The organism is Falsiroseomonas stagni DSM 19981 (assembly GCF_900114315.1).
GTDB lineage: Bacteria > Pseudomonadota > Alphaproteobacteria > Acetobacterales > Acetobacteraceae > Falsiroseomonas > Falsiroseomonas stagni.
In genome coordinates, this window is sequence record NZ_FOSQ01000007.1 from 24,987 (window position 1) to 42,488 (window position 17,502).

The window sequence follows — 17,502 nt, forward strand, 5'->3', positions numbered from 1 at the left end:
AGATGCCCTCTCCCGGCCGGTTTTGCAAGCGTTCCCGCATGGCGGGCGATGCGGGGCTGCCCTGCGGCAGCGCCGCGTCACCATCCGTCACCACACGACCGCTGCGGCGGCGCGGGCGGCGTGCTAGTGGTCCGTCCCATGAGTGTTCGCGGATACATCGCCGCCATCCGCTTCGGCTACGGGCTCCGGCTGGGCGAGGCGCCGCCTGCCGACCCGGAGGCCTGGCTGGTCGGGCAGATCGACAACCCGGCGCCGCCGCCCCAGGGCCTGACAGTGGCCGAGGGCTTCGAGCTTGCCCTTGCCGACCGGGCCGCGCGGCGGGCCAACATGGAGGCGCCCCGGGCGCCCAATGGCCGCGCGGCGCTGGCCGAGGCCATCCGGGCCGACATGATCGCGCAGGCCCATCGCGCCCTGACCACGAAGGAGGGCTACCGCGAAAGGCTGGTCGATTTCTGGATGAACCACTTCACGGTCAGCCGCCGCGTGGGCGCCATCCAGCCGATCATCGGCGCCTTCCAGCGCGATGCGATCCGCCCGCATGTCACCGGCCGCTTCGCCGACATGGTCGTCGCCGTGGCCCGCCACCCCGCGATGCTCGTCTACCTCGACAACCAGAACTCCACCGGGCCGGCCAGCCCGGTGGGCGAGCGCCGGCGGCGCGGGTTGAACGAGAACCTGGCGCGGGAGGTGCTGGAACTGCACACGGTCTCCCCCAGCGGCGGCTATACCCAGCGGGACGTGCAGGAATTCGCCCGCCTGCTGACGGGCTGGTCGGTCGAATCCCGCGTCCCGCCGGTCGGCTTCGCCTTCCGCCCCGCCACGCATGATCCCGGGGAGAAGGTCATCCTCGGCCGCCGCTTCGGGGACGGAGAGGCGGAGGGCGAGGCCGCGCTGCGGTTCCTGGCGGAGCATCCCGCCACCTGGCGCCACCTGGCGACGAAGCTCGCCCGGCATTTCGTGGCCGATGATCCGCCGGCGGAGGCGGTGCGGGCGCTGGAAGCCGTGCTGCGCGACACGCGGGGGGACCTCGGCGCCGTTGCCCGCGCGCTGGTGCGTCTGCCGCAGGCCTGGGACCGGCCGCTGGCGAAGATGAAGGCGCCGATGGACTACGTCATCACCGCGGCCCGGGCGATCGGGCTGCCGGAGGAACGCGCCGACGTCATCCTCACGGGCCTCGCGGCGCTGGACCAGCCGCTCTGGACCGCGCCGCAGCCCAATGGCTGGCCGGACGGGCTGGCGCATTGGGCATCGCCGGAGGGTCTGATGCGCCGGGTGGACTGGTCCTACAACCTGGCCGGGCGCGTGCCGCGCGCCGATCCGCGGGCGGTGGCGGCGGCCGCGCTCGGGCCGCTGGGACGGGCGGAGACCGCGACCGCGGTGGGCCGCGCGGGTTCGGTGCGCGATGCCCTGACCCTGCTGCTCGGCAGCCCGGAGTTCATGCAGCGATGAGCGACGCGAAGCACGCCTCCTTCCGCATCGGCCGCCGCGGCCTGCTGCTGGGCCTGGGCGCCACCTTCGCGCTGGGGCGGTCGCGGGTGGCCTTCGGCCAGGCGGCGGGGGACCGGCGGCTGGTCGTCATCATCCTGCGGGGCGCGCTGGATGGGCTCCATGCCGTGCAGCCCTATGGCGACCCAGGGGCGGCGGAGCTGCGCGGGGCGCTGATGCTGCCCGAACCCGGGCAGGAGGGCGGGCTGCTCGACCTCGGCGGCCAGTTCGGCCTGCATCCGGGCTTCGCCAACCTCCATGCGATGTACCGGGCCAATGAGGCGCTGGCCCTGCATGCCGTGGCGGGCCCCCATCGCAGCCGCAGCCATTTCGAGGCGCAGGACCTGCTGGAGACCGGCGCCAGCCGGAGCATGACCAGCGGCTGGCTGAACCGCGCCCTGCAGGCCGTGCCGTCGGCGGGCCCGTCGCGCGCCGGCATCGCCATCGGCGCCGGCGTGCCGCTGCTGCTGCGCGGGCCGGTCCCCGTGGGCGCCTACGCCCCCCCGGGGCTCGACCGGCCTTCCGAGGACCTGATGTACCGCCTCGCGGAGTTGCAGGGCGCCGATCCGCGCCTTGCCGCGCCCTTCGCGGAGGGGATGCGCGCCCGCGGCTTCGCCATGCAGACGCTGGGCGCGCCGAGCAATGACCCGGATCGCGGCAGCTTCCCGCGCCTGGCGGCGGCGGCGGGACGGCTGCTGTCGGAAAGCGGCGGGCCGCGCGTGGCCGCGCTGGAACTCGGGGGTTGGGACACCCATGCCAGCCAGGCCGGGCGCATCATGGGACCGCTGCGGTTGCTGGATGACGGGATCGGCCAGCTCAAGACCTCGCTCGGCGCGGCATGGGCGCGGACGGCGGTGCTGATCGTGACGGAGTTCGGTCGCACCGCCCGGGTGAACGGCAATCTCGGCACGGATCACGGCACCGGCGGCGTCGCCTTCCTGCTGGGCGGCGCGGTGGCCGGCGGCCGGGTTGTGGCGGATTGGCCAGGGCTGGCGCCCGGGCAGTTGTTCGAGAACCGGGACCTGCAGCCCACGCGCGACCTGCGGACGATCGCCAAGGGCCTGCTGCGGGACCATCTGCGGCTGCCGGAGGCCGCGGTGGCGCAGGCCTTCCCGGACAGCCGGGACGCCCCGCCCATGGCCGGGCTGATCAGGGCCTGAGCCGCCCGATACCGGGCAACCCGATCGGCGGCCCTGGCGTTCCCCCTGCACGACAAGGGAATGCCAGGATGCCGGAACGCTTCGCCGTCTATCGCTATGAGATCGAGCGGCCGGGGGAGGCTGATGAGCCGCGCTATTCCCTCGCCCCCATGCAGGGGGTTGGCTATGCGGGGAATGACGAACCTTCCGACGCCCATCCCCGCGGGAATGAGGCAGCGGAGGCGACGCAATCCCACCCCGCCGGGCATGTGGAGGCGCCGGACGGGACGAGCATCGCCAGCTTCGAGCCGCCGACGCTGGAGATCCCGGGCCGTGGCCGCGTGGACCTCTCCGCCGTCATCGGGGTGACGGAGGGGGATGCGGCGGAACTCGGCCCGCTGCTGCGCTGGCTGCCGGCGTGACGGTCAGCAGCCCGGGCGGGCCATCCGGTCGTCTCGGCCGATGAAGGTGAAGGACCAGGGCTCGGCGGCCGAGGGATCGACCGCGACCATCACGGCACGGACATCCTGATCCCCCGGCACCATGATGCGGGTCAGGTTCGGGGCGGTGGCGATGGGCCGGTCATGCAGCCAGAAATGGCTGTCGCCATGCACCAGCAGCACGGGCCTGCCGAAGGCCGCGGCGTGGCGGGCCAAGGCCGAGCGGAAATCGGCATAGCCGCTGTCATAGCCGCGGCCGCAGCGCGCCACGTAGAACAGATCCGCCTGCACCATCACCACAACCGCCGGGGCGGCAGCGCGGGTGGCATCCGCGAAGGTCGCCTCCAGCCAGGCCAGGTTGGCGGCGTGCCGGGCCTCGTATTCCGCCAGCGCGCCGGGCGCCTGGGGGACCACGGGCGTGTCGCCGGGGATGCCGGGGCGGCCGTTGTTGCTGCCGGTGACGTGGAGGGTGGCGAAGACCACGGCGTTGCGGACCCAGCGGGCATTCTCCACCAGCGCGGGGTGGGCGGGGTCCACATCCGCCTGGCGCAGCAGCGGCATGGGGCGGCGGCCGAGGCTGCTGGCATCCCGGAAATAGCGGGCACGGAGGAAGGCCAGACGCTCCTGCGGCGCATACCGGCCGGCGAAATCGCGCCAGCAATCCGTCCATTCATTGTCGCCTGGCGTATAGACCAGCGGGTGGTTCGCCAGGGTGAAGAAGGCGAAGGCGCGGAGCAGTTTCTCGTCCGTGCACAATTCGCTGCCGCCGATCGTGTCGCCGACATGGACGGTGAAGGCCGGGTTGGCGCGGTTCAGGTCCTGCATCAGGTCGGCGACGCGGGCTTCCTGTTCCACGCATTCCCGTGGTGCCCAGGGGCGGCAATAGGGCACGTCCCCGAAGGCGGCGAAGCTGAAGGGTTGCGCGGCGGCAGGGGCGACGGGGGCAAGGAGCAGGAGAAGCAGCGGCAGCAGGCGACGCATCGGGGACTCCGCGGAAGGAACGGCCTGGCGCCCTTCTACCGCGCCGCCCGGCCCGCGTGCATGACGGATCGGCGGCGTTCCGTGCTGGACAAGCCCGGGGGTCCGGGCCACATGCCGCGGCCATGCCGGATGCCCCGCCCTTCCCCACGCCGCTGCGAACCGGGGATTTCGACTATGACCTGCCCGAACGCCTGATCGCCCAGGCGCCGGCCCGGCCACGCGATTCCGCCCGCCTGCTGGTGGTGGGCGATGGGCGGCTGGAGGATCGGGGCGTCCTCGACCTGCCGGCGATGCTCGACCCCGGCGATGTGCTGGTGGTGAACGACACCCGCGTGATCCCGGCCCGGCTGCATGGCCGCCGGGGCGAGGCCCGCGTCGAGATCATGCTGAACCGGGCGGAGGGCGGCGGGCTGTGGCACGCGCTGATCCGCAATGCCCGGCGGCTGCGGCCCGGCGATACCGTGGCGATCGAGGGCGCGGAAGGCTGCGTGGCGCGGGTGGTGGAGCGCGACGGCGGCAGCGCGCTGCTCGATTTCGGGCCGGACCAGGCGGCGCTGGCAGCCGCGCTGGAACAGGCGGGCGAGGTTCCCCTGCCCCCCTACATCCACCGCGATGGCAAGCCGGGCGCGGAGGATGTGGCGGACTACCAGACCATCTTCGCGGAACGCCCCGGCGCCGTGGCCGCCCCCACCGCCAGCCTGCACTTCACCGACCAGCTCCTGGCGGCACTCGACGCGCGCGGCATCCGGCGCGCGACCGTGACGCTGCATGTCGGCGCCGGCACCTTCCTGCCGGTGCGGGAGGATGACCCCCGCGCGCACCACATCCACCAGGAATGGTGCGACGTATCGCCGGAGGCCGCGGACACCATCAACCAGGCCCGCGCCGAGGGCCGCCGGGTGGTGGCGGTGGGCACGACGGCGCTGCGCACGACCGAAAGCGCGGCGCGGGAGGATGGGACCGTCGCGCCCTTCCGGGGGCTGACGGACCTCTACATCCTGCCGGGCTACCGCTTCCGCGCCGTCGATGCTCTGGTGACGAATTTCCACCTGCCCAAATCCACGCTGCTCATGCTGGTCTCCGCCTTCGCCGGCACGCGGCGGATGCGCGCGGCCTATGCGCATGCGGTGGCGCAGGAATACCGCTTCTTCTCCTACGGGGACGGCAGCCTGCTGTTCCGCTGCGACCAGGATTCCCCCGCGTGACCCTGCACTGGACCATGGCCGCCCGAGACGGCGCGGCCCGCGCCGGCACCCTGATGACGGCGCATGGGGAGGTGCCGACACCGGTCTTCATGCCGGTCGGCACCGCCGGCACCGTCAAGGCCATGACGGCCGATGCGGTGCGCAGCACCGGCGCGCGGATGGTGCTGGGCAACACCTACCACCTGATGCTGCGCCCCGGCGCGGAACGCGTGGCGCGCCTCGGCGGGCTGCACAGGCTGATGGACTGGCACGGGCCGATCCTGACGGATAGCGGCGGCTACCAGGTGATGTCGCTGGCGGGGCTCAGGAAGCTCGACGCCGATGGCGTGACCTTCCAGTCCCATATCGACGGGTCGAAGCACCGGATCACGCCGGAACGCAGCGTGGAGATCCAGCATCTGCTGGGCGCCGACGTCACCATGTGCTTCGACGAATGCACGCCCTACCCCGCCACGCATGAACAGGCCGCCGAGAGCATGCGCCTGTCCATGCGCTGGGCCGCGCGGTCCCGCGCAGCCTTCAAGCCGCGCCCCGGCCACGGCCTGTTCGGCATCGTGCAGGGCAGCACCTTCGAGGATCTGCGCAGCGAGAGCATCCAGGCCCTGACCGCGATCGGCTTCGAAGGCTATGCCATCGGCGGCCTGGCCGTCGGCGAGGGCCAGGCGGAGATGCTGCGGGTGCTGGACTTCACCACGCCGCAACTGCCGCAGGATGCGCCCCGCTACCTCATGGGCGTGGGCACGCCCTCGGATCTGATCGAATCCATCCGTCGCGGCGTCGACATGTTCGACTGCGTGATCCCCACGCGATCCGGCCGCACCGGCCGCGCCTATACCAGCCGCGGCGTGCTCAACATGCGCAACGCGAAACACGCGGAAGACACCGGGCCGGTGGACCCCGACTGCGACTGCCCGGCCTGCCGCAACCACTCCCGCGCCTATATCCACCACCTCATCAAGGCCGAGGAGATGCTCGGCCCGATGCTGCTGACCTGGCACAACATCCAGTACTACCAGCGCCTGACCGCACGCCTGCGGGCGGCGATCCTGGCGGGGCGGTTCGAGGAAGAAGCGGCGGTGATCGAGGCGGGGTGGGGTGGCGCTGGTGAGGCTGGGGACGGGGCGCTGCCCCCTCCCCAGACCCCTTCCCCGCCAAGGGGCAGCGGCCCCTTGGATCCCATGTGAATTGGAAGGCGGAGAGAGGGGCACGGCGCGCGTCCCCCATCCGAGCGTGCTCGGTGCCCCTCCCTCCGCCTTCCAAAACCTCGCGGTCCAGGGTCCCGCTGGACCCTGGCTGGGTGAGGTTCGGAGAGGGGCAGCGCCCCTCTCCGAGGGCCACCCGCACCCACCCCACTCACGGCCTCCATCCCCGCAACTCCCCGAACACCTGCGCCACCGTCGGCGGCAGGTCGGGCGGCGGGGTCGTGCCGGGCCAGCGGATGGTCGTGGTGCCCTGGCTGAGGGAGCAGGTCATGTTCCCCGGCGCGCCCCCGCCCATGCGGATGAAGCCGGCAGCGGCCAGGATGGCGTCCCAGCGGCGGAAGGCGGCTTCGTCCTCCCCCAGCGGGGTTGCCACTTCGGGGGCGGCGGCGGTTGTGCGGCTGAGGCGGAGGAGGCGCCCATCCGGCATGATGCGCGTGCCGTTGCCGCCGCCGGTCACGCCGCCGGCGCACCAGGCGGTGATCGGGGTCTGTGCCGCGGCGGGCGTCGCCAGGGCCAGGGCAGCCGCCACCAGGAATACGCGCATCCTCGCCCCTTCCTTCCGGCGCTGCTATAGGCGCCGCCTTCCAGGCTAGTGGATTCCAGGCGGTGACGGGACCTTCGATTTCGACGGATACGAGCGGGCTGACCATGCTCGGCCAGCAGACGGCGCAGCCCGCGACGCCGGAGGCGGCGGTGCTGGAGCGCGTGCCGAACCCGCATCCGGGGCAGCGCTATTGCGTGCGCTTCACGGCGCCGGAGTTCACCTCGCTCTGCCCCATGACGGGCCAGCCGGATTTCGCGCATCTCGTCATCGACTATGTGCCGCGGGATTGGCTGGTGGAGAGCAAGTCCCTGAAGCTCTACCTGACCGCCTTCCGCAACCACGGCGCCTTCCACGAGGCCTGCACGGTCGGCATCGCGCGGCGCCTGGTGGAGGAGCTGGACCCGGAGTGGCTGCGCATCGGCGGCTACTGGTATCCGCGGGGCGGCATCCCGATCGACGTGTTCTACGCCACGGGGGAGCCGCCGGCGGGCGTCTGGGTGCCGCCGCAGGACGTGCCGGGGTATCGTGGGCGGGGCTGAGGCCCGGGACGCGATACGGGCCCGCGCGCTGGCGCTGGGCTTCGATGCGGTGGGCTTCGCGCGCGCCGCACTGGCCGCGGAGGCGCGGGAACGACTGGGTGCCTTCCTGGCCGCGGGACACCATGGATCGATGGGCTGGATGGAGGCTCGCGCCGACCAGCGCGCGGACCCGAAGGCGCTGTGGCCGGAAGCGGTGAGCGTGATCTCGCTCGGCCTGAACTACGGGCCGGACCGGGACCCGATGGAAAGCCTGGGCTGGCGGGACCGAGGGACGATCAGCGTCTACGCCCGCAACCGGGACTATCATGACCTGGTGAAAGGGCGGCTGAAGCAGCTGGGCGGCTGGATCGCGGGGCGGTTCAAGGGCAGCGGGATCAAGGTCTTCGTCGATACCGCGCCGGTGATGGAAAAGCCGCTGGCGCAGCAGGCGGGGATCGGGTGGCAGGGCAAGCATACCAACCTCGTCTCCCGCGATTTCGGGTCCTGGCTGTTCCTGGGCGAGGTGTTCACCACGCTCGACCTGGTGCCGGATGAGGCGGAGCGCGACCATTGCGGACGCTGCGATGCCTGCCTGCGCGCCTGCCCGACGGAGGCCTTCCCGGCGCCCTACCGGCTGGATGCCAGGCGCTGCATCTCCTACCTGACCATCGAGCATCACGGCCCGATCCCGGCTGAACTGCGCGCGAGGATGGGCAACCGCATCTATGGCTGCGATGACTGCCTGGCGGTCTGCCCCTGGAACAAATTCGCCCGGGCGCATGAGGAGCCGGCCTTCGCGCCGCGCGCGGCCCTGACGGCGCCTCGGCTGGCGGAACTGGCCGCGCTGGATGATGCGGGGTTTCGCGCGCTGTTCAGCGCCAGCCCCATCAAGCGCATCGGCCGCAACCGCTTCGTGCGGAACGTGCTGGTGGCCATCGGCAACAGCGGCGATCCGGCGCTGCGCGCCACGGCGCAGGGCCTGTGCGATGATGCGGATGAGAGCGTCGCGGAATGTGCGCGATGGGCAAGCGAGAGGTTGCTTGGATGATCCCTTCTGTTGCTGGAGCCGCTTCGCGCCCGCCAGCGGCGGGCGAGGCCGCGAATGCGGCCCGCCGGCAGTCCGGCGAGCCAAGCGCGCGGAGCGCGCGCCCGGCGATTGAGGGCGAGCGGAGCGACAAGGCGCTGGTGCTGTTCTCCGGCGGGCAGGACAGCGCGACCTGCCTGGCCTGGGCACTGGACCGCTATGCCGCGGTGGAGACGCTGGGCTTCGACTACGGCCAGCGGCATGTGGTGGAACTGGAAACGCGCGCCGCCTTCCGCGCGCATGTCGCGGCGCATCCCGTCTGGGGCGGCCGGCTCGGCGCGGATCATATCATCAAGATCGATGCCCTGGGCGCGATCAGCGAGACCTCGCTGACCCGCGATGTGGCGATCGAGATGGAGACCGGCGGGCTGCCCAACACCTTCGTGCCCGGGCGGAACCTGATCTTCCTGACCTTCGCCGCGGCGCTCGCCTTCCGGCGCGGGCTGAAGCACATCGTCACCGGCGTCTGCGAGACCGACTATTCCGGCTATCCCGACTGCCGGGACGACACGATCAAGGCGCTGCAGGTGGCGCTGAACCTCGGCATGGAGAAGCGTTTCGTCCTGCACACGCCGCTGATGTGGCGGGACAAGGCGGCAACCTGGCAGCTGGCGCAGGAGCTTGGCGGGGATGGGTTGGTGGAGGCGATCCGGACCATCACCCATTCCTGCTACCTCGGCGATCGCACGCCGCATGAATGGGGCGCGGGCTGCGGGCATTGCCCGGCCTGTGACCTGCGGGAACGCGGCTGGCGGAAGTGGAAGGCGGCATGACCCCGCGGGCGGAGGGCTTCGTCTTCCTCGCGGGGTTCGGGCTGTGCATCCCGGCGGCCAATTGGCTGATCGGGCATGCAGGCACGATGTGCATCCCGGGCGGGCCCTGCCTGGTGCCGGTCGCGCCAGGGGTCATGGCGCCGTCGGGCGTGCTGATGATCGGCTTGGCGCTGGTGCTGCGGGATCTGGTGCAGCGCCGGCTCGGGCTGGGATGGGCGTTCGGGGCGGTGCTGGCCGGCGCCGCGCTCTCCGCCCTGCTGGCGCCGCCGGCGCTGGTGGTGGCCTCCGCGCTGGCCTTCCTGCTCTCGGAACTCGTGGACCTCGCGGTCTATACGCCCTTGCAACGGCGGGGCCTGGTGCTGGCCGTGGCGGCGAGTGGCGCGGTGGGCCTGGTGGTGGATAGCGCTGTGTTTCTGTGGCTGGCCTTCGGCAGCCTGGACTTCATGGCCGGGCAGGTTCTGGGCAAGGCGTGGATGGTGCTGGCGGCGCTGCCCATCCTGCAGGTGATGCGCAGGCGCGATGCGGCGCGGGGGATTGCATGAAGATCCTGGTGGTTCGGAACAGCGAGACAGCGCCGGAGGGCGCCTTCGGCGACTGGCTGCGCGCGCAGGGGCATGAGCTGGAGATCATCGCCGGCTGTGACGTGACGGACGCCCAGATGCAGGCGGCGCCCCTCGTCGTCATGCTCGGATCGCCGCGGGGCGTCTATGAGGGCGCGGCCCATCCCTGGATCGACGCGCAGCGCGCCATGGTGGCGAAGCGGCTGGAGGCGCAGCACCCCACCATCGGCATCTGCTTCGGCGCGCAGATGATGGCGGCCGCCGCGGGCGGCAGCGTGGCGCGCCATGCGGAGGGCGTGTTCCATCGCGGCTGGATCGGCAATGCGGAGGCCGCTGAGCCCTCCCTGGAAGGGGTGTGGCCGCGCTGGCATGGCGATGTGATCACGCCCCCGCCGCAGGCGACGGTGCTGGCCCGCGATGCCGGCACGGTTCAGTGCTTCGCGCTGCCCAACGCCATCGCCGTTCAGTTCCACCCGGAGGCGACACCCGCGATCATGGACCATTGGGCGAGCCTGTCGGCGCCTGGCGCCGTGGACCGCGGAGCGATGCTCGACCAGGGCGCGGTGCTGTTCGAGGAACGGCGCGCGGCGCGGGAGGCCTTGTTCGCGGAATTGCTACGGCGGGCCGGGGTGTGATGCGATCGGCACGACGGGGTGACCTGCGGCCGGCAACGCCGGCCGAGGCGCCGGATGGCGCCCGCGGCCAGTGCGGCGAAGCCAAGCCCGCGGAGCGGGCGCTGGCGATTGAGGCACCGGAAAGCAACACCAACGAGCCGCTGCAAGCGGCCGTTGGTGTGAGGCTGGACACGCCGCGCCTGCGGCTGCGGCCGCACAGCGTCGAGGATTTCGAGGCGCTGGCGACGCTCTGGGCGGACCCGGCGGTGACGCGCTTCATCGGTGGCCGGCCGGCGACGCGGGAGGAAAGCTGGGGGCGGCTGCTGCGCTATGCCGGGCTCTGGCGGTTGCTGGGCTTCGGCTATTGGGCGGTGGAGGATCGCGAAACCGGCGCCTATCTCGGCGATGTCGGCTTCGCGGATTTCCACCGGCCGCTGGACCCCGCGCCCCCTGCCCTGCCGGAGATGGGCTGGGTGCTATCGCCCGCCGTGCATGGGAAGGGCCTGGCGACGGAGGCCGCGGCTGCGGCGCTGGCCTGGCTGGGTCGCGACTGCTTCTGCATGATCGACCCTGCCCATGCAGGTTCGCTGCGCGTCGCCGCAAAGCTGGGCTTCGTCCAGGTTGGCGTGCCGCGTTATCGCGACGGCGTTACGACCTTGTTGATCCGCCGCCATTGAAGGCGGGGCCCGGGGGGCGCCACGCCCCCCGGCGGGGGTGCGGGGGCGGCGTCCCCGCCCTTACGCCTTCCCCGGCGTCTGCAACGCGTAATACCCGTGCCGCTTCCTGGCCTCCGCCAGGTCCACCCCCGCGCGGATGTCGCGAAGGATCAGTTCCTCCTTCGCGTCGATCGATTCCGCGATGCCCAGCACGTCCATGGCGCGGGAGAGCGGGACGCAGACGACGCAGCTGTCATCGGCGCAGATGACATCGCCCGGGTCCACGCGGACATGGCCGAGCACGACGGGCACGTTGGTTGCGTCCAGCGCCACGCGGTCCTTGCCGGTGCGCGAATGGTTGGCGCGGGACCAGATAGGGTAGCCGTATTCGCGGCTTTCGCCGACGTCGCGGTTCACGCCCTCGATCACCGTGCCGGCGATGCCCTTGGCCTTCGCGGCCTCCGTCAGGATGTTGCCCCAGACGGTGCAGTCGATGCGGCCGCGATTGTCGATGACGATGACGTCGCCGGCTTCCGCCAGGTGCAGGAAATCGCCCACGGTGCCGCCGGCCGGCCCCATCGGCAGGTAGCGCAGCGTCACCGCCTGGCCGCAGATGCGCGCGCCTTGCAGCATGGGCTTCAACCCATCCACCTGCCCCGGGATGGCCAGCTTGTCGCAGGCATCCGAGACGCAGGAGGAAGGCAGCTTCGCGAAGCGCGCGATCACATCGGGGGCGAGGCGGTCGAAGGACATGGGCTCAATCCGGTTGGATGTTGTTGGCGCGCACGATGGCGCCCCAGGTCTCGACCTGCCGCGCGAAGAAGACGCGGAGTTCCTCGGGCGAGGAGAGGACCAGGCGCGCCTGCTGGGTTTCCGTCATCACGCGGCGGGCGCGTTCCTCCGACAGCGCTTCGCGCAAAGCGGCGTTCATGGCGGCGATGGTGGCGGGCGGCGTGCCGCGCGGGCCCCAGACGCCCCACCAGGCCTCGGCCTCCAGCCCCTGGTAGCCGGCTTCGGCGGAGGTCGGCGTATCCGGCAGGCCGGCCAGTCGCGTCGGCCCGAACTGCATGAGGGGGCGGAGCGATCCGCCGGCGATGTGGGGCAGCATCAGCGCGGCGCTGCCGATCATCATGTCCACATGGCCCGCCACCGCATCGTTCACCGCGAGGCCGCCGCTGCGATAGGGGACGTGCTGGAAGCTCGTGCCTTCCCGGTCGCCGAGTTGGATCATCGTCAGGTGCCCGATGGTCCCGTTGCCGGTGGAGCCATAGGAGACGCTGTCCCGCTGCGCCTTCGCCCGCGTGACGGCATCCGCCATGGTGCGGAAGGGCTTGTCCGGCTTGCAGGCCACGGCATAGGGCGAACCACCGATCAGCATGACGGGATCGAGGTCCGTCAGCACGTTCAGCGGCGGCGTGCGCAGCAGGGCCGGGATGGTCGCGTGGCTGTCGAAGGTCAGCATCCAGGTCAGGCCATCCGGCCGTGCCTTGGCCACGATATCCGCGCCGATGGAACCTGCGGCGCCGGAGCGGTTCTCCACCACCACCGTCGCGCCGAGCCTGGCGCCGACACCCGGTGCGACCAGCCGTGCGACGGCATCGGTGGAACCGCCGGGGCCGAAGGGCACGACGATGCGGATGGTGTTGGACTGCGCGCTGGCGATGCGCGGCGCGGCAAGCACCGCGGCGGCGCCGAGCAGGGCGCGCCGGTTGATCCGGACCATGGACTAATCCTCCCGAGTTGAGCCGGCGTTCAGACGCCGTGCGTCGTCTCGTGGAAGAGTGCCTCCGGCTGCACGTCCTGGGAAGTCAGGCCATCGGCGGCGGAGAAGCGGCACATCGCGGCCATCTCCGCCCGGTTGCGGCGGAAGCCGTAGGGCCAGGGGTCGCCGCCCATGAATTCGGTCTGCTTCGCGACTTCCGACGCGATCCAGGGGATGGAGACGCGCAGCACATTCACCATCGCGGCCTCCGCCAGCGCATGGGCCTTGGCGGCACTGAAGGCGTTGAACAGCGCCATGGCCAGGCCAGGATTGGCGGCGGCGACATCACGCCGGATGGCGATGCAGTGCATGATCGGGAAGAAGCCGGTGGCCTTGTAGTAGGCTTCCTCATGGGTCCGGAAATCGGGGAACAGGCGGGCGACGGGCGCCGTACCGTTCACGAAGCAGGCAGGCGGGCGGGGGGCGATGACGGCATCGATCTCGCCCCCGGCCAGCATGGCGTCGAGCGTCTGGCCCTCCGCGATGCTTTCCTTGCGGATGTGGGGCGGCAGCACGATGGGCGTGCGTTCGCCCGCGACCTTCCAGGTGATGCCGGACAGATCGACGCCATAGTGGTCGCGCAGCACGCCGCGCACCCAGACCGCCGCGGTCTGCTGGTATTCCGGCAGGCCGATGACGCGGCCGGCCAAATCCTTCGGCCCGGTGATGCCGCGGTCGGTGCGGATGTAGATGGCGGAATGGCGGAAGGCGCGGGACGGGAAGACGGGCACGCCGATGTAGCGGCTGTCACCGCGCGCGACGGAGAGGATGTGGCTGCCCATCGACATCTCCGTGATGTCGTAGCGGGCTTCCCGCATGGCGATGCGGAACAGGTCCTCCGGCTCCCCCGGCGTGAAGGCGATGTCGAAACCCTCGACCTTGATGCGCCCTTCCACCACGGCGCGGGTGCGATCGGTCAGCGTGCAGGCGAGGGAAAGCTGGGTCATGCATCATCCATGGCGCGGGCGATATTCTCGGGCGTGAAGGGCCAGCGCGTGACGCGCACGCCGAGCGCATCGGCGATGGCATTGGCGATGGCGGCGATGACGGGGCCGAGGCTGCATTCACCGGCGCCGAGTGGGGGCGCTTCCGGCCGCGCGATGAGTTCGGCCTGGACGCGCGGCACATCTGTAAAGCGGAGGATCGGGTAGGTTTCCCAGCTATCCGACGTGACGTTGCGCGCATCGTGCCGCACGGCTTCCAGCAGGCAGAGCGACGTCGCCTGGATGGCGCCGCCCTCGATCTGGTTCAGCGATCCGTCGGGGTTCACGACCTCCCCCACATCGGCGGCGAGCCAGAGGCGCTTGCAGCGGATGCGCTCACCGGCCTCGATCTCCGCCACCGCGGCACACCAGGCGCCGCTGCCCTTGTAGCGGGAGACGGCGAGGCCCATGCCGATGCCATCGCGCTTCTGCCGGTTGGGCCAATCCGCCATCCGGGCGGCGCGGGACAGGACATCGCGGGACCGCGCATCGTCGAGGTGACGGAGGCGATGCGCCAGCGGGTCCTCCGCGGCCTGGGCCGCGAGTTCGTCCATCACGCTCTCGATCGCCCAGACATTCACCAGCGCGCCCAGGCCGCGCAGCGCGGAGGTGCGGAGCGGCATGGCGGTGATGCGCGCCATGTCGACCTTCAGCGCAGGCACGCGATAGGGCGGGACGGCATTGCGCTGCGCGCCGCCACCGCCGGCCAGCGGCGGGTTGATGGCGGGCGGCACGGGGAAGCCATCCGCCATCATGGAAGCCGCGAGCAGCGTCGGCAACGCGCCGCGGCCGGGGCGGCCGGAATGCCCGTTGGAGAGCACCTGCTGCGACCAGCGGAGCAGCGTGCCATCCGCCTCGGCCTCCGCCGCCACATCGACGATCATCGCGGGGGATGCGGGGCCCCAGGCGAGTTCCTCCGCGCGGGACCACAGCACGCGGATCGGCGTGCCGGGATGGGCGCGGGCGATGAGGGCGGCATCGAGCGCGACATCATCCGCGCCATTGTGGCCGTAGCAGCCGGCACCCTCGACATGGTGGAGGATGATGTTGTCCGCCGGCATCCGGAGCGCCTTCGTCAGGTCGGCGCGGAGGTTGTAGATGCCCTGGCTGTGGCACCAGATCTCCACCGTATCTCCAGTCCAGGTCGCGACGGCGCATGACGTGCCGATGGAGCCGTGGGTGATGAAGGGGCGGAAGAAGCGGCGCGCGATCCGGCGCGCGGGCGCGGGGGTTTCGGCGCTGCGTTCCAGCACGATGGAATCCTCGCGCGGCGCGGAGTCCATCCAGGCCTCGATCGCGTGTTCCTCCGGCAGCGTATCCGCCGCATCCCAGCTGGCGCGGGCGGCCAGGCGGGCGGCGGCTGCCTCCGCGTGGTGTTCCTGGGTGGCCAGGGCGGCGAGGACGCTGCCATCGCGGAAGATGGTGGCGCCGCCGGGCAGCGGGCCGTCGCGGAGCGCCGCGAGCGTCGCGCCGCGTGCGGCGGGGCGGACCATGCGGGCATGCATCATGCCGGGCAGGCGCATATCATGCACGAAGCGCGGCTGGCCGAATATCTTGGCCGGCAGGTCAAGCCGGGGCGCGGAGGTGCCGGCGATCCGGCGGGCGCTTGCTGGCTTGGCGCGGTCGCCCGGCGTGGCCTCGACAGCCAGCAGCGCGGCATCGGCCATGGACCAGTAGGAACCCAGCACGCGGCCATCCGGGGCGACGAAATCGCCGTCCTGCACCGCAATGTCCTCGCGCGGCACACCGGTCTTCTGAGCCGCCACACCGACGAAGATCGCGCGCGCCTCGGCGCAGGCATGGCGGATTGCCATGCCGGATTCCTGGACGGAGAGGCTGCCGCTCGTCACGGCCTCATCCGGGCTTCCCGGCGTGGAGGCCGGGCGCACCACCAGGCGGGGCAGCGCGACATCCAGCTCCTCGGCGGCGATCTGGGCGAGTGCCGTGATGATCCCCTGCCCCAGCTCCACCTTGCCCGGCGTGATGGTCACGGTGCCCCCGGGCTGGATGGACAGCCATTGGTCGAGCCGCCGGTTCACATGCAGGCTGCCGGGGAGCTTCGGCTTGTCGTCGCCACCCTGCACGGCGTTGCGGAAGGCCAGGTTCATGCGGGCTGCCCTATCGCCGCGGCGCGCAGCACGGCGCGGATGATGCGGTTGTGGCTGCCGCAGCGGCAGAGATGCGGATCGAGCGCCGCGCGGACGTCATCCTCGGTGGGCGCCGGCTTGTCGCGCAGCAGGACGGAGGCGCGGAGCAGGATGCCGGAAAGGCAGAAGCCGCACTGCCCAGCCTGGAGTTCGAGAAACGCCGTCTGCAGGGGATGCGGCGCTTCCGGCGTGCCGAGGCCCTCCACCGTCGTCACGCTGCGCCCCGCCACCACGCCGCTGTGCAGCGTGCAGCTATAGGCGGGCTGGCCATCGACCAGCACCAGGCAGGCGCCGCATTGTTCCGCCCCACAGCCATAGCGCGTGCCCGAAAGGCCGAGCGGCCCGCGCAGCGCGGCGAGCAGCGGCGCCTCATCCTCGATCGGCGCGGCCACCGCCGCGCCGTTCAGGGTGAAGGAAACGCTCACGTCGGCGTCATGCGCGCCATGCGGATGTATTCCGCCTGGCGCGTGATGTCGCGGCGCAGGAAGGCATCGAAATCCGCGATCGACATCGGCAGCGGCGCGGCGCCGGCGCGGGCCTGGGCTTCCTGGGTGGCCGGCAGCGCGAGGATGCGGTTCACCTCCGCATTCAGCCTTTCCTTGATGGGCTGCGGCAGCGCGGCCGGCGCCATCAGGCCGAGCCAGATGGATGCCTCGAAGCCCGGCAGCGCTTCCGCCACCGCCGGCACTTCCGGCATCAGCGGGCTGCGCGTCGGCCCCGTGGTGCCAAGCGCGCGGACGCGGCCGCCCGCGACCTGTTCGCGCATGGTCGGGATGGCGTCGAACATGATCGGCACCTGGCCCGCGATCAGCGCCGTGCGGGCCTCGTTCGATCCGCGGAAGGGCACGTGCTGCGCCTGCACGCCAGCCATGGCGAGGAAGACCTCCCCCGCCACGTGATAGGGCGTGCCGGGGCCGGAGGAGGCGTAGTCATACCGCCCGGGATTGGCGCGCAGCAGCGCGATCAGTTCCGGCACCGTGGTGGCGGGGATGGAGGGGTGCACGGCGAGCACGTGGTAGGCGACGTTGATGGCCGCGACCGGCGCCAGGTCCCGCATCAGCTGGTAGGGCCGGTTGGGGATCAGCGTCTCATTCGCCGTGTGGGTGTTCGACATCAGCAGCAGCGTGTAGCCATCGGCGGGCGACTTCACGACGAGGTCGGTGCCGATCACGGCGCCGGCGCCGGGCCGGTTCTCGATCACGAAGGGCTGGCCGAGGGATTGCTGCAGCTGCTCCCCCAGGAAACGCGCCGCGACATCGGCGGAGCCGCCAAGGCCGAAGGGCACCACGATCTTCACCGGCCGGTTCGGCCAGGCGCCCTGAGCCGATGCGATGGACGGCGCCGCCAGCAGCCCCGCCGCGCCCAACATCAGTCTGCGTGAGATCATGGGTCCCTCCCGGTGCAACCGT

General features: G+C 71.7%; 19 protein-coding genes. 11 read left to right on the forward strand and 8 right to left on the reverse strand.

Annotated features, from left to right (window positions below; translation table 11 throughout):
- Positions 1-138: 138 nt before the first annotated feature.
- The 3 genes from BM041_RS17715 (at position 139) to BM041_RS17725 (ending at position 3,046) form a co-directional block, all read left to right on the forward strand.
- The gene (locus tag BM041_RS17715) at positions 139-1,449 is read left to right on the forward strand and encodes a DUF1800 domain-containing protein (protein ID WP_092961226.1); all 1,311 of its coding nucleotides are present in this window, start codon (positions 139-141) and stop codon (positions 1,447-1,449) included.
- Entirely contained in the window at positions 1,446-2,645 is a 1,200-nt protein-coding gene (locus tag BM041_RS17720) for a DUF1501 domain-containing protein (RefSeq protein WP_092961227.1), read from the forward strand. The genes BM041_RS17715 and BM041_RS17720 overlap by 4 nt, the downstream gene beginning before the upstream one ends.
- A 68-nt stretch (positions 2,646-2,713) precedes the next feature.
- Positions 2,714-3,046 (forward strand): hypothetical protein, encoded by a 333-nt coding sequence (locus BM041_RS17725; protein ID WP_092961228.1) that lies wholly within the window; start codon positions 2,714-2,716, stop codon positions 3,044-3,046.
- A 3-nt stretch (positions 3,047-3,049) separates the two neighbouring features.
- Here the strand turns inward: BM041_RS17725 and BM041_RS17730 are convergent, their stop codons facing one another.
- A complete protein-coding gene (locus tag BM041_RS17730; protein ID WP_175534002.1) occupies positions 3,050-4,045 on the reverse strand; it encodes a metallophosphoesterase in 996 nt (331 codons plus the stop codon).
- 122 nt (positions 4,046-4,167) lie between these two features.
- Between BM041_RS17730 and queA the strand changes: the two genes are divergently transcribed.
- Positions 4,168-5,250 (forward strand): tRNA preQ1(34) S-adenosylmethionine ribosyltransferase-isomerase QueA, encoded by a 1,083-nt coding sequence (gene queA / locus BM041_RS30960; RefSeq protein WP_456303964.1) that lies wholly within the window; start codon positions 4,168-4,170, stop codon positions 5,248-5,250.
- A 14-nt stretch (positions 5,251-5,264) separates the two neighbouring features.
- Positions 5,265-6,434, forward strand: coding sequence for a tRNA guanosine(34) transglycosylase Tgt (gene tgt / locus BM041_RS17740; RefSeq protein WP_092961448.1), 1,170 nt, complete (start codon positions 5,265-5,267; stop codon positions 6,432-6,434).
- Between the two features lie 169 nt (positions 6,435-6,603).
- Here tgt and BM041_RS17745 read toward each other — a convergent pair whose 3' ends face one another.
- On the reverse strand, positions 6,604-6,996 hold the full coding sequence (locus BM041_RS17745) for a hypothetical protein (protein ID WP_092961229.1): 393 nt from the start codon (positions 6,994-6,996) through the stop codon (positions 6,604-6,606).
- Between the two features lie 104 nt (positions 6,997-7,100).
- Between BM041_RS17745 and queF the strand changes: the two genes are divergently transcribed.
- The 6 genes from queF to BM041_RS17775 are packed head-to-tail and all read left to right on the forward strand — an operon-like array spanning position 7,101 to position 11,222.
- Positions 7,101-7,535, forward strand: a complete 435-nt coding sequence (gene queF / locus BM041_RS17750) for a preQ(1) synthase (protein ID WP_092961230.1) — start codon at positions 7,101-7,103, stop codon at positions 7,533-7,535.
- The gene (gene queG, locus BM041_RS17755) at positions 7,522-8,562 is read left to right on the forward strand and encodes a tRNA epoxyqueuosine(34) reductase QueG (RefSeq protein ID WP_092961231.1); all 1,041 of its coding nucleotides are present in this window, start codon (positions 7,522-7,524) and stop codon (positions 8,560-8,562) included. Before queF ends, queG begins: the two co-directional genes overlap by 14 nt.
- Entirely contained in the window at positions 8,559-9,371 is an 813-nt protein-coding gene (gene queC, locus BM041_RS17760) for a 7-cyano-7-deazaguanine synthase QueC (protein ID WP_092961232.1), read from the forward strand. The genes queG and queC overlap by 4 nt, the downstream gene beginning before the upstream one ends.
- Positions 9,368-9,913, forward strand: coding sequence for a VUT family protein (locus BM041_RS17765; RefSeq protein ID WP_092961233.1), 546 nt, complete (start codon positions 9,368-9,370; stop codon positions 9,911-9,913). The genes queC and BM041_RS17765 overlap by 4 nt, the downstream gene beginning before the upstream one ends.
- Positions 9,910-10,566 (forward strand): glutamine amidotransferase-related protein, encoded by a 657-nt coding sequence (locus BM041_RS17770; RefSeq protein WP_092961234.1) that lies wholly within the window; start codon positions 9,910-9,912, stop codon positions 10,564-10,566. Before BM041_RS17765 ends, BM041_RS17770 begins: the two co-directional genes overlap by 4 nt.
- Positions 10,566-11,222 (forward strand): GNAT family N-acetyltransferase, encoded by a 657-nt coding sequence (locus BM041_RS17775; protein ID WP_092961235.1) that lies wholly within the window; start codon positions 10,566-10,568, stop codon positions 11,220-11,222. Before BM041_RS17770 ends, BM041_RS17775 begins: the two co-directional genes overlap by 1 nt.
- Positions 11,223-11,282: 60 nt before the next feature.
- On the opposite strand, the gene BM041_RS17780 is transcribed toward BM041_RS17775, so the two are convergent.
- From BM041_RS17780 to BM041_RS17805, 6 genes are read right to left on the reverse strand one after another with little or no spacing between them, the layout of a single operon-like run.
- On the reverse strand, positions 11,283-11,954 hold the full coding sequence (locus tag BM041_RS17780; protein ID WP_092961236.1) for an RraA family protein: 672 nt from the start codon (positions 11,952-11,954) through the stop codon (positions 11,283-11,285).
- A gap of 4 nt (positions 11,955-11,958) precedes the next feature.
- Entirely contained in the window at positions 11,959-12,924 is a 966-nt protein-coding gene (locus tag BM041_RS17785) for a Bug family tripartite tricarboxylate transporter substrate binding protein (RefSeq protein WP_092961237.1), read from the reverse strand.
- Positions 12,925-12,953: 29 nt separating this feature from the next.
- Positions 12,954-13,910: a substrate-binding domain-containing protein gene (locus BM041_RS17790; RefSeq protein WP_092961238.1), complete on the reverse strand. Its 957-nt coding sequence runs from the start codon at positions 13,908-13,910 to the stop codon at positions 12,954-12,956.
- Positions 13,907-16,054: a molybdopterin cofactor-binding domain-containing protein gene (locus BM041_RS17795; RefSeq protein ID WP_092961239.1), complete on the reverse strand. Its 2,148-nt coding sequence runs from the start codon at positions 16,052-16,054 to the stop codon at positions 13,907-13,909. Before BM041_RS17795 ends, BM041_RS17790 begins: the two co-directional genes overlap by 4 nt.
- Positions 16,051-16,518, reverse strand: a complete 468-nt coding sequence (locus BM041_RS17800) for a (2Fe-2S)-binding protein (protein WP_092961240.1) — start codon at positions 16,516-16,518, stop codon at positions 16,051-16,053. The genes BM041_RS17795 and BM041_RS17800 overlap by 4 nt, the downstream gene beginning before the upstream one ends.
- On the reverse strand, positions 16,515-17,480 hold the full coding sequence (locus tag BM041_RS17805) for a Bug family tripartite tricarboxylate transporter substrate binding protein (RefSeq protein WP_092961241.1): 966 nt from the start codon (positions 17,478-17,480) through the stop codon (positions 16,515-16,517). Before BM041_RS17805 ends, BM041_RS17800 begins: the two co-directional genes overlap by 4 nt.
- Positions 17,481-17,502 lie beyond the last annotated feature (22 nt).

Excerpts from the sequence above, each read along its gene's own strand:
- BM041_RS17795 (WP_092961239.1), bottom strand. The coding sequence starts at position 16,054 with ATGAACCTGGCCTTCCGCAACGCCGTGCAGGGTGGCGACGACAAGCCG.
- BM041_RS17785 (WP_092961237.1), bottom strand. The coding sequence starts at position 12,924 with ATGGTCCGGATCAACCGGCGCGCCCTGCTCGGCGCCGCCGCGGTGCTT.
- queA (WP_456303964.1), top strand. The coding sequence starts at position 4,168 with ATGCCGGATGCCCCGCCCTTCCCCACGCCGCTGCGAACCGGGGATTTC.
- BM041_RS17775 (WP_092961235.1), top strand. The coding sequence starts at position 10,566 with ATGCGATCGGCACGACGGGGTGACCTGCGGCCGGCAACGCCGGCCGAG.
- BM041_RS17770 (WP_092961234.1), top strand. The coding sequence starts at position 9,910 with ATGAAGATCCTGGTGGTTCGGAACAGCGAGACAGCGCCGGAGGGCGCC.
- BM041_RS17765 (WP_092961233.1), top strand. The coding sequence starts at position 9,368 with ATGACCCCGCGGGCGGAGGGCTTCGTCTTCCTCGCGGGGTTCGGGCTG.
- BM041_RS17805 (WP_092961241.1), bottom strand. The coding sequence starts at position 17,480 with ATGATCTCACGCAGACTGATGTTGGGCGCGGCGGGGCTGCTGGCGGCG.
- queC (WP_092961232.1), top strand. The coding sequence starts at position 8,559 with ATGATCCCTTCTGTTGCTGGAGCCGCTTCGCGCCCGCCAGCGGCGGGC.
- tgt (WP_092961448.1), top strand. The coding sequence starts at position 5,265 with ATGGCCGCCCGAGACGGCGCGGCCCGCGCCGGCACCCTGATGACGGCG.
- BM041_RS17725 (WP_092961228.1), top strand. The coding sequence starts at position 2,714 with ATGCCGGAACGCTTCGCCGTCTATCGCTATGAGATCGAGCGGCCGGGG.
- queF (WP_092961230.1), top strand. The coding sequence starts at position 7,101 with ATGCTCGGCCAGCAGACGGCGCAGCCCGCGACGCCGGAGGCGGCGGTG.
- BM041_RS17715 (WP_092961226.1), top strand. The coding sequence starts at position 139 with ATGAGTGTTCGCGGATACATCGCCGCCATCCGCTTCGGCTACGGGCTC.
- BM041_RS17780 (WP_092961236.1), bottom strand. The coding sequence starts at position 11,954 with ATGTCCTTCGACCGCCTCGCCCCCGATGTGATCGCGCGCTTCGCGAAG.
- BM041_RS17730 (WP_175534002.1), bottom strand. The coding sequence starts at position 4,045 with ATGCGTCGCCTGCTGCCGCTGCTTCTCCTGCTCCTTGCCCCCGTCGCC.
- BM041_RS17720 (WP_092961227.1), top strand. The coding sequence starts at position 1,446 with ATGAGCGACGCGAAGCACGCCTCCTTCCGCATCGGCCGCCGCGGCCTG.
- BM041_RS17745 (WP_092961229.1), bottom strand. The coding sequence starts at position 6,996 with ATGCGCGTATTCCTGGTGGCGGCTGCCCTGGCCCTGGCGACGCCCGCC.
- BM041_RS17790 (WP_092961238.1), bottom strand. The coding sequence starts at position 13,910 with ATGACCCAGCTTTCCCTCGCCTGCACGCTGACCGATCGCACCCGCGCC.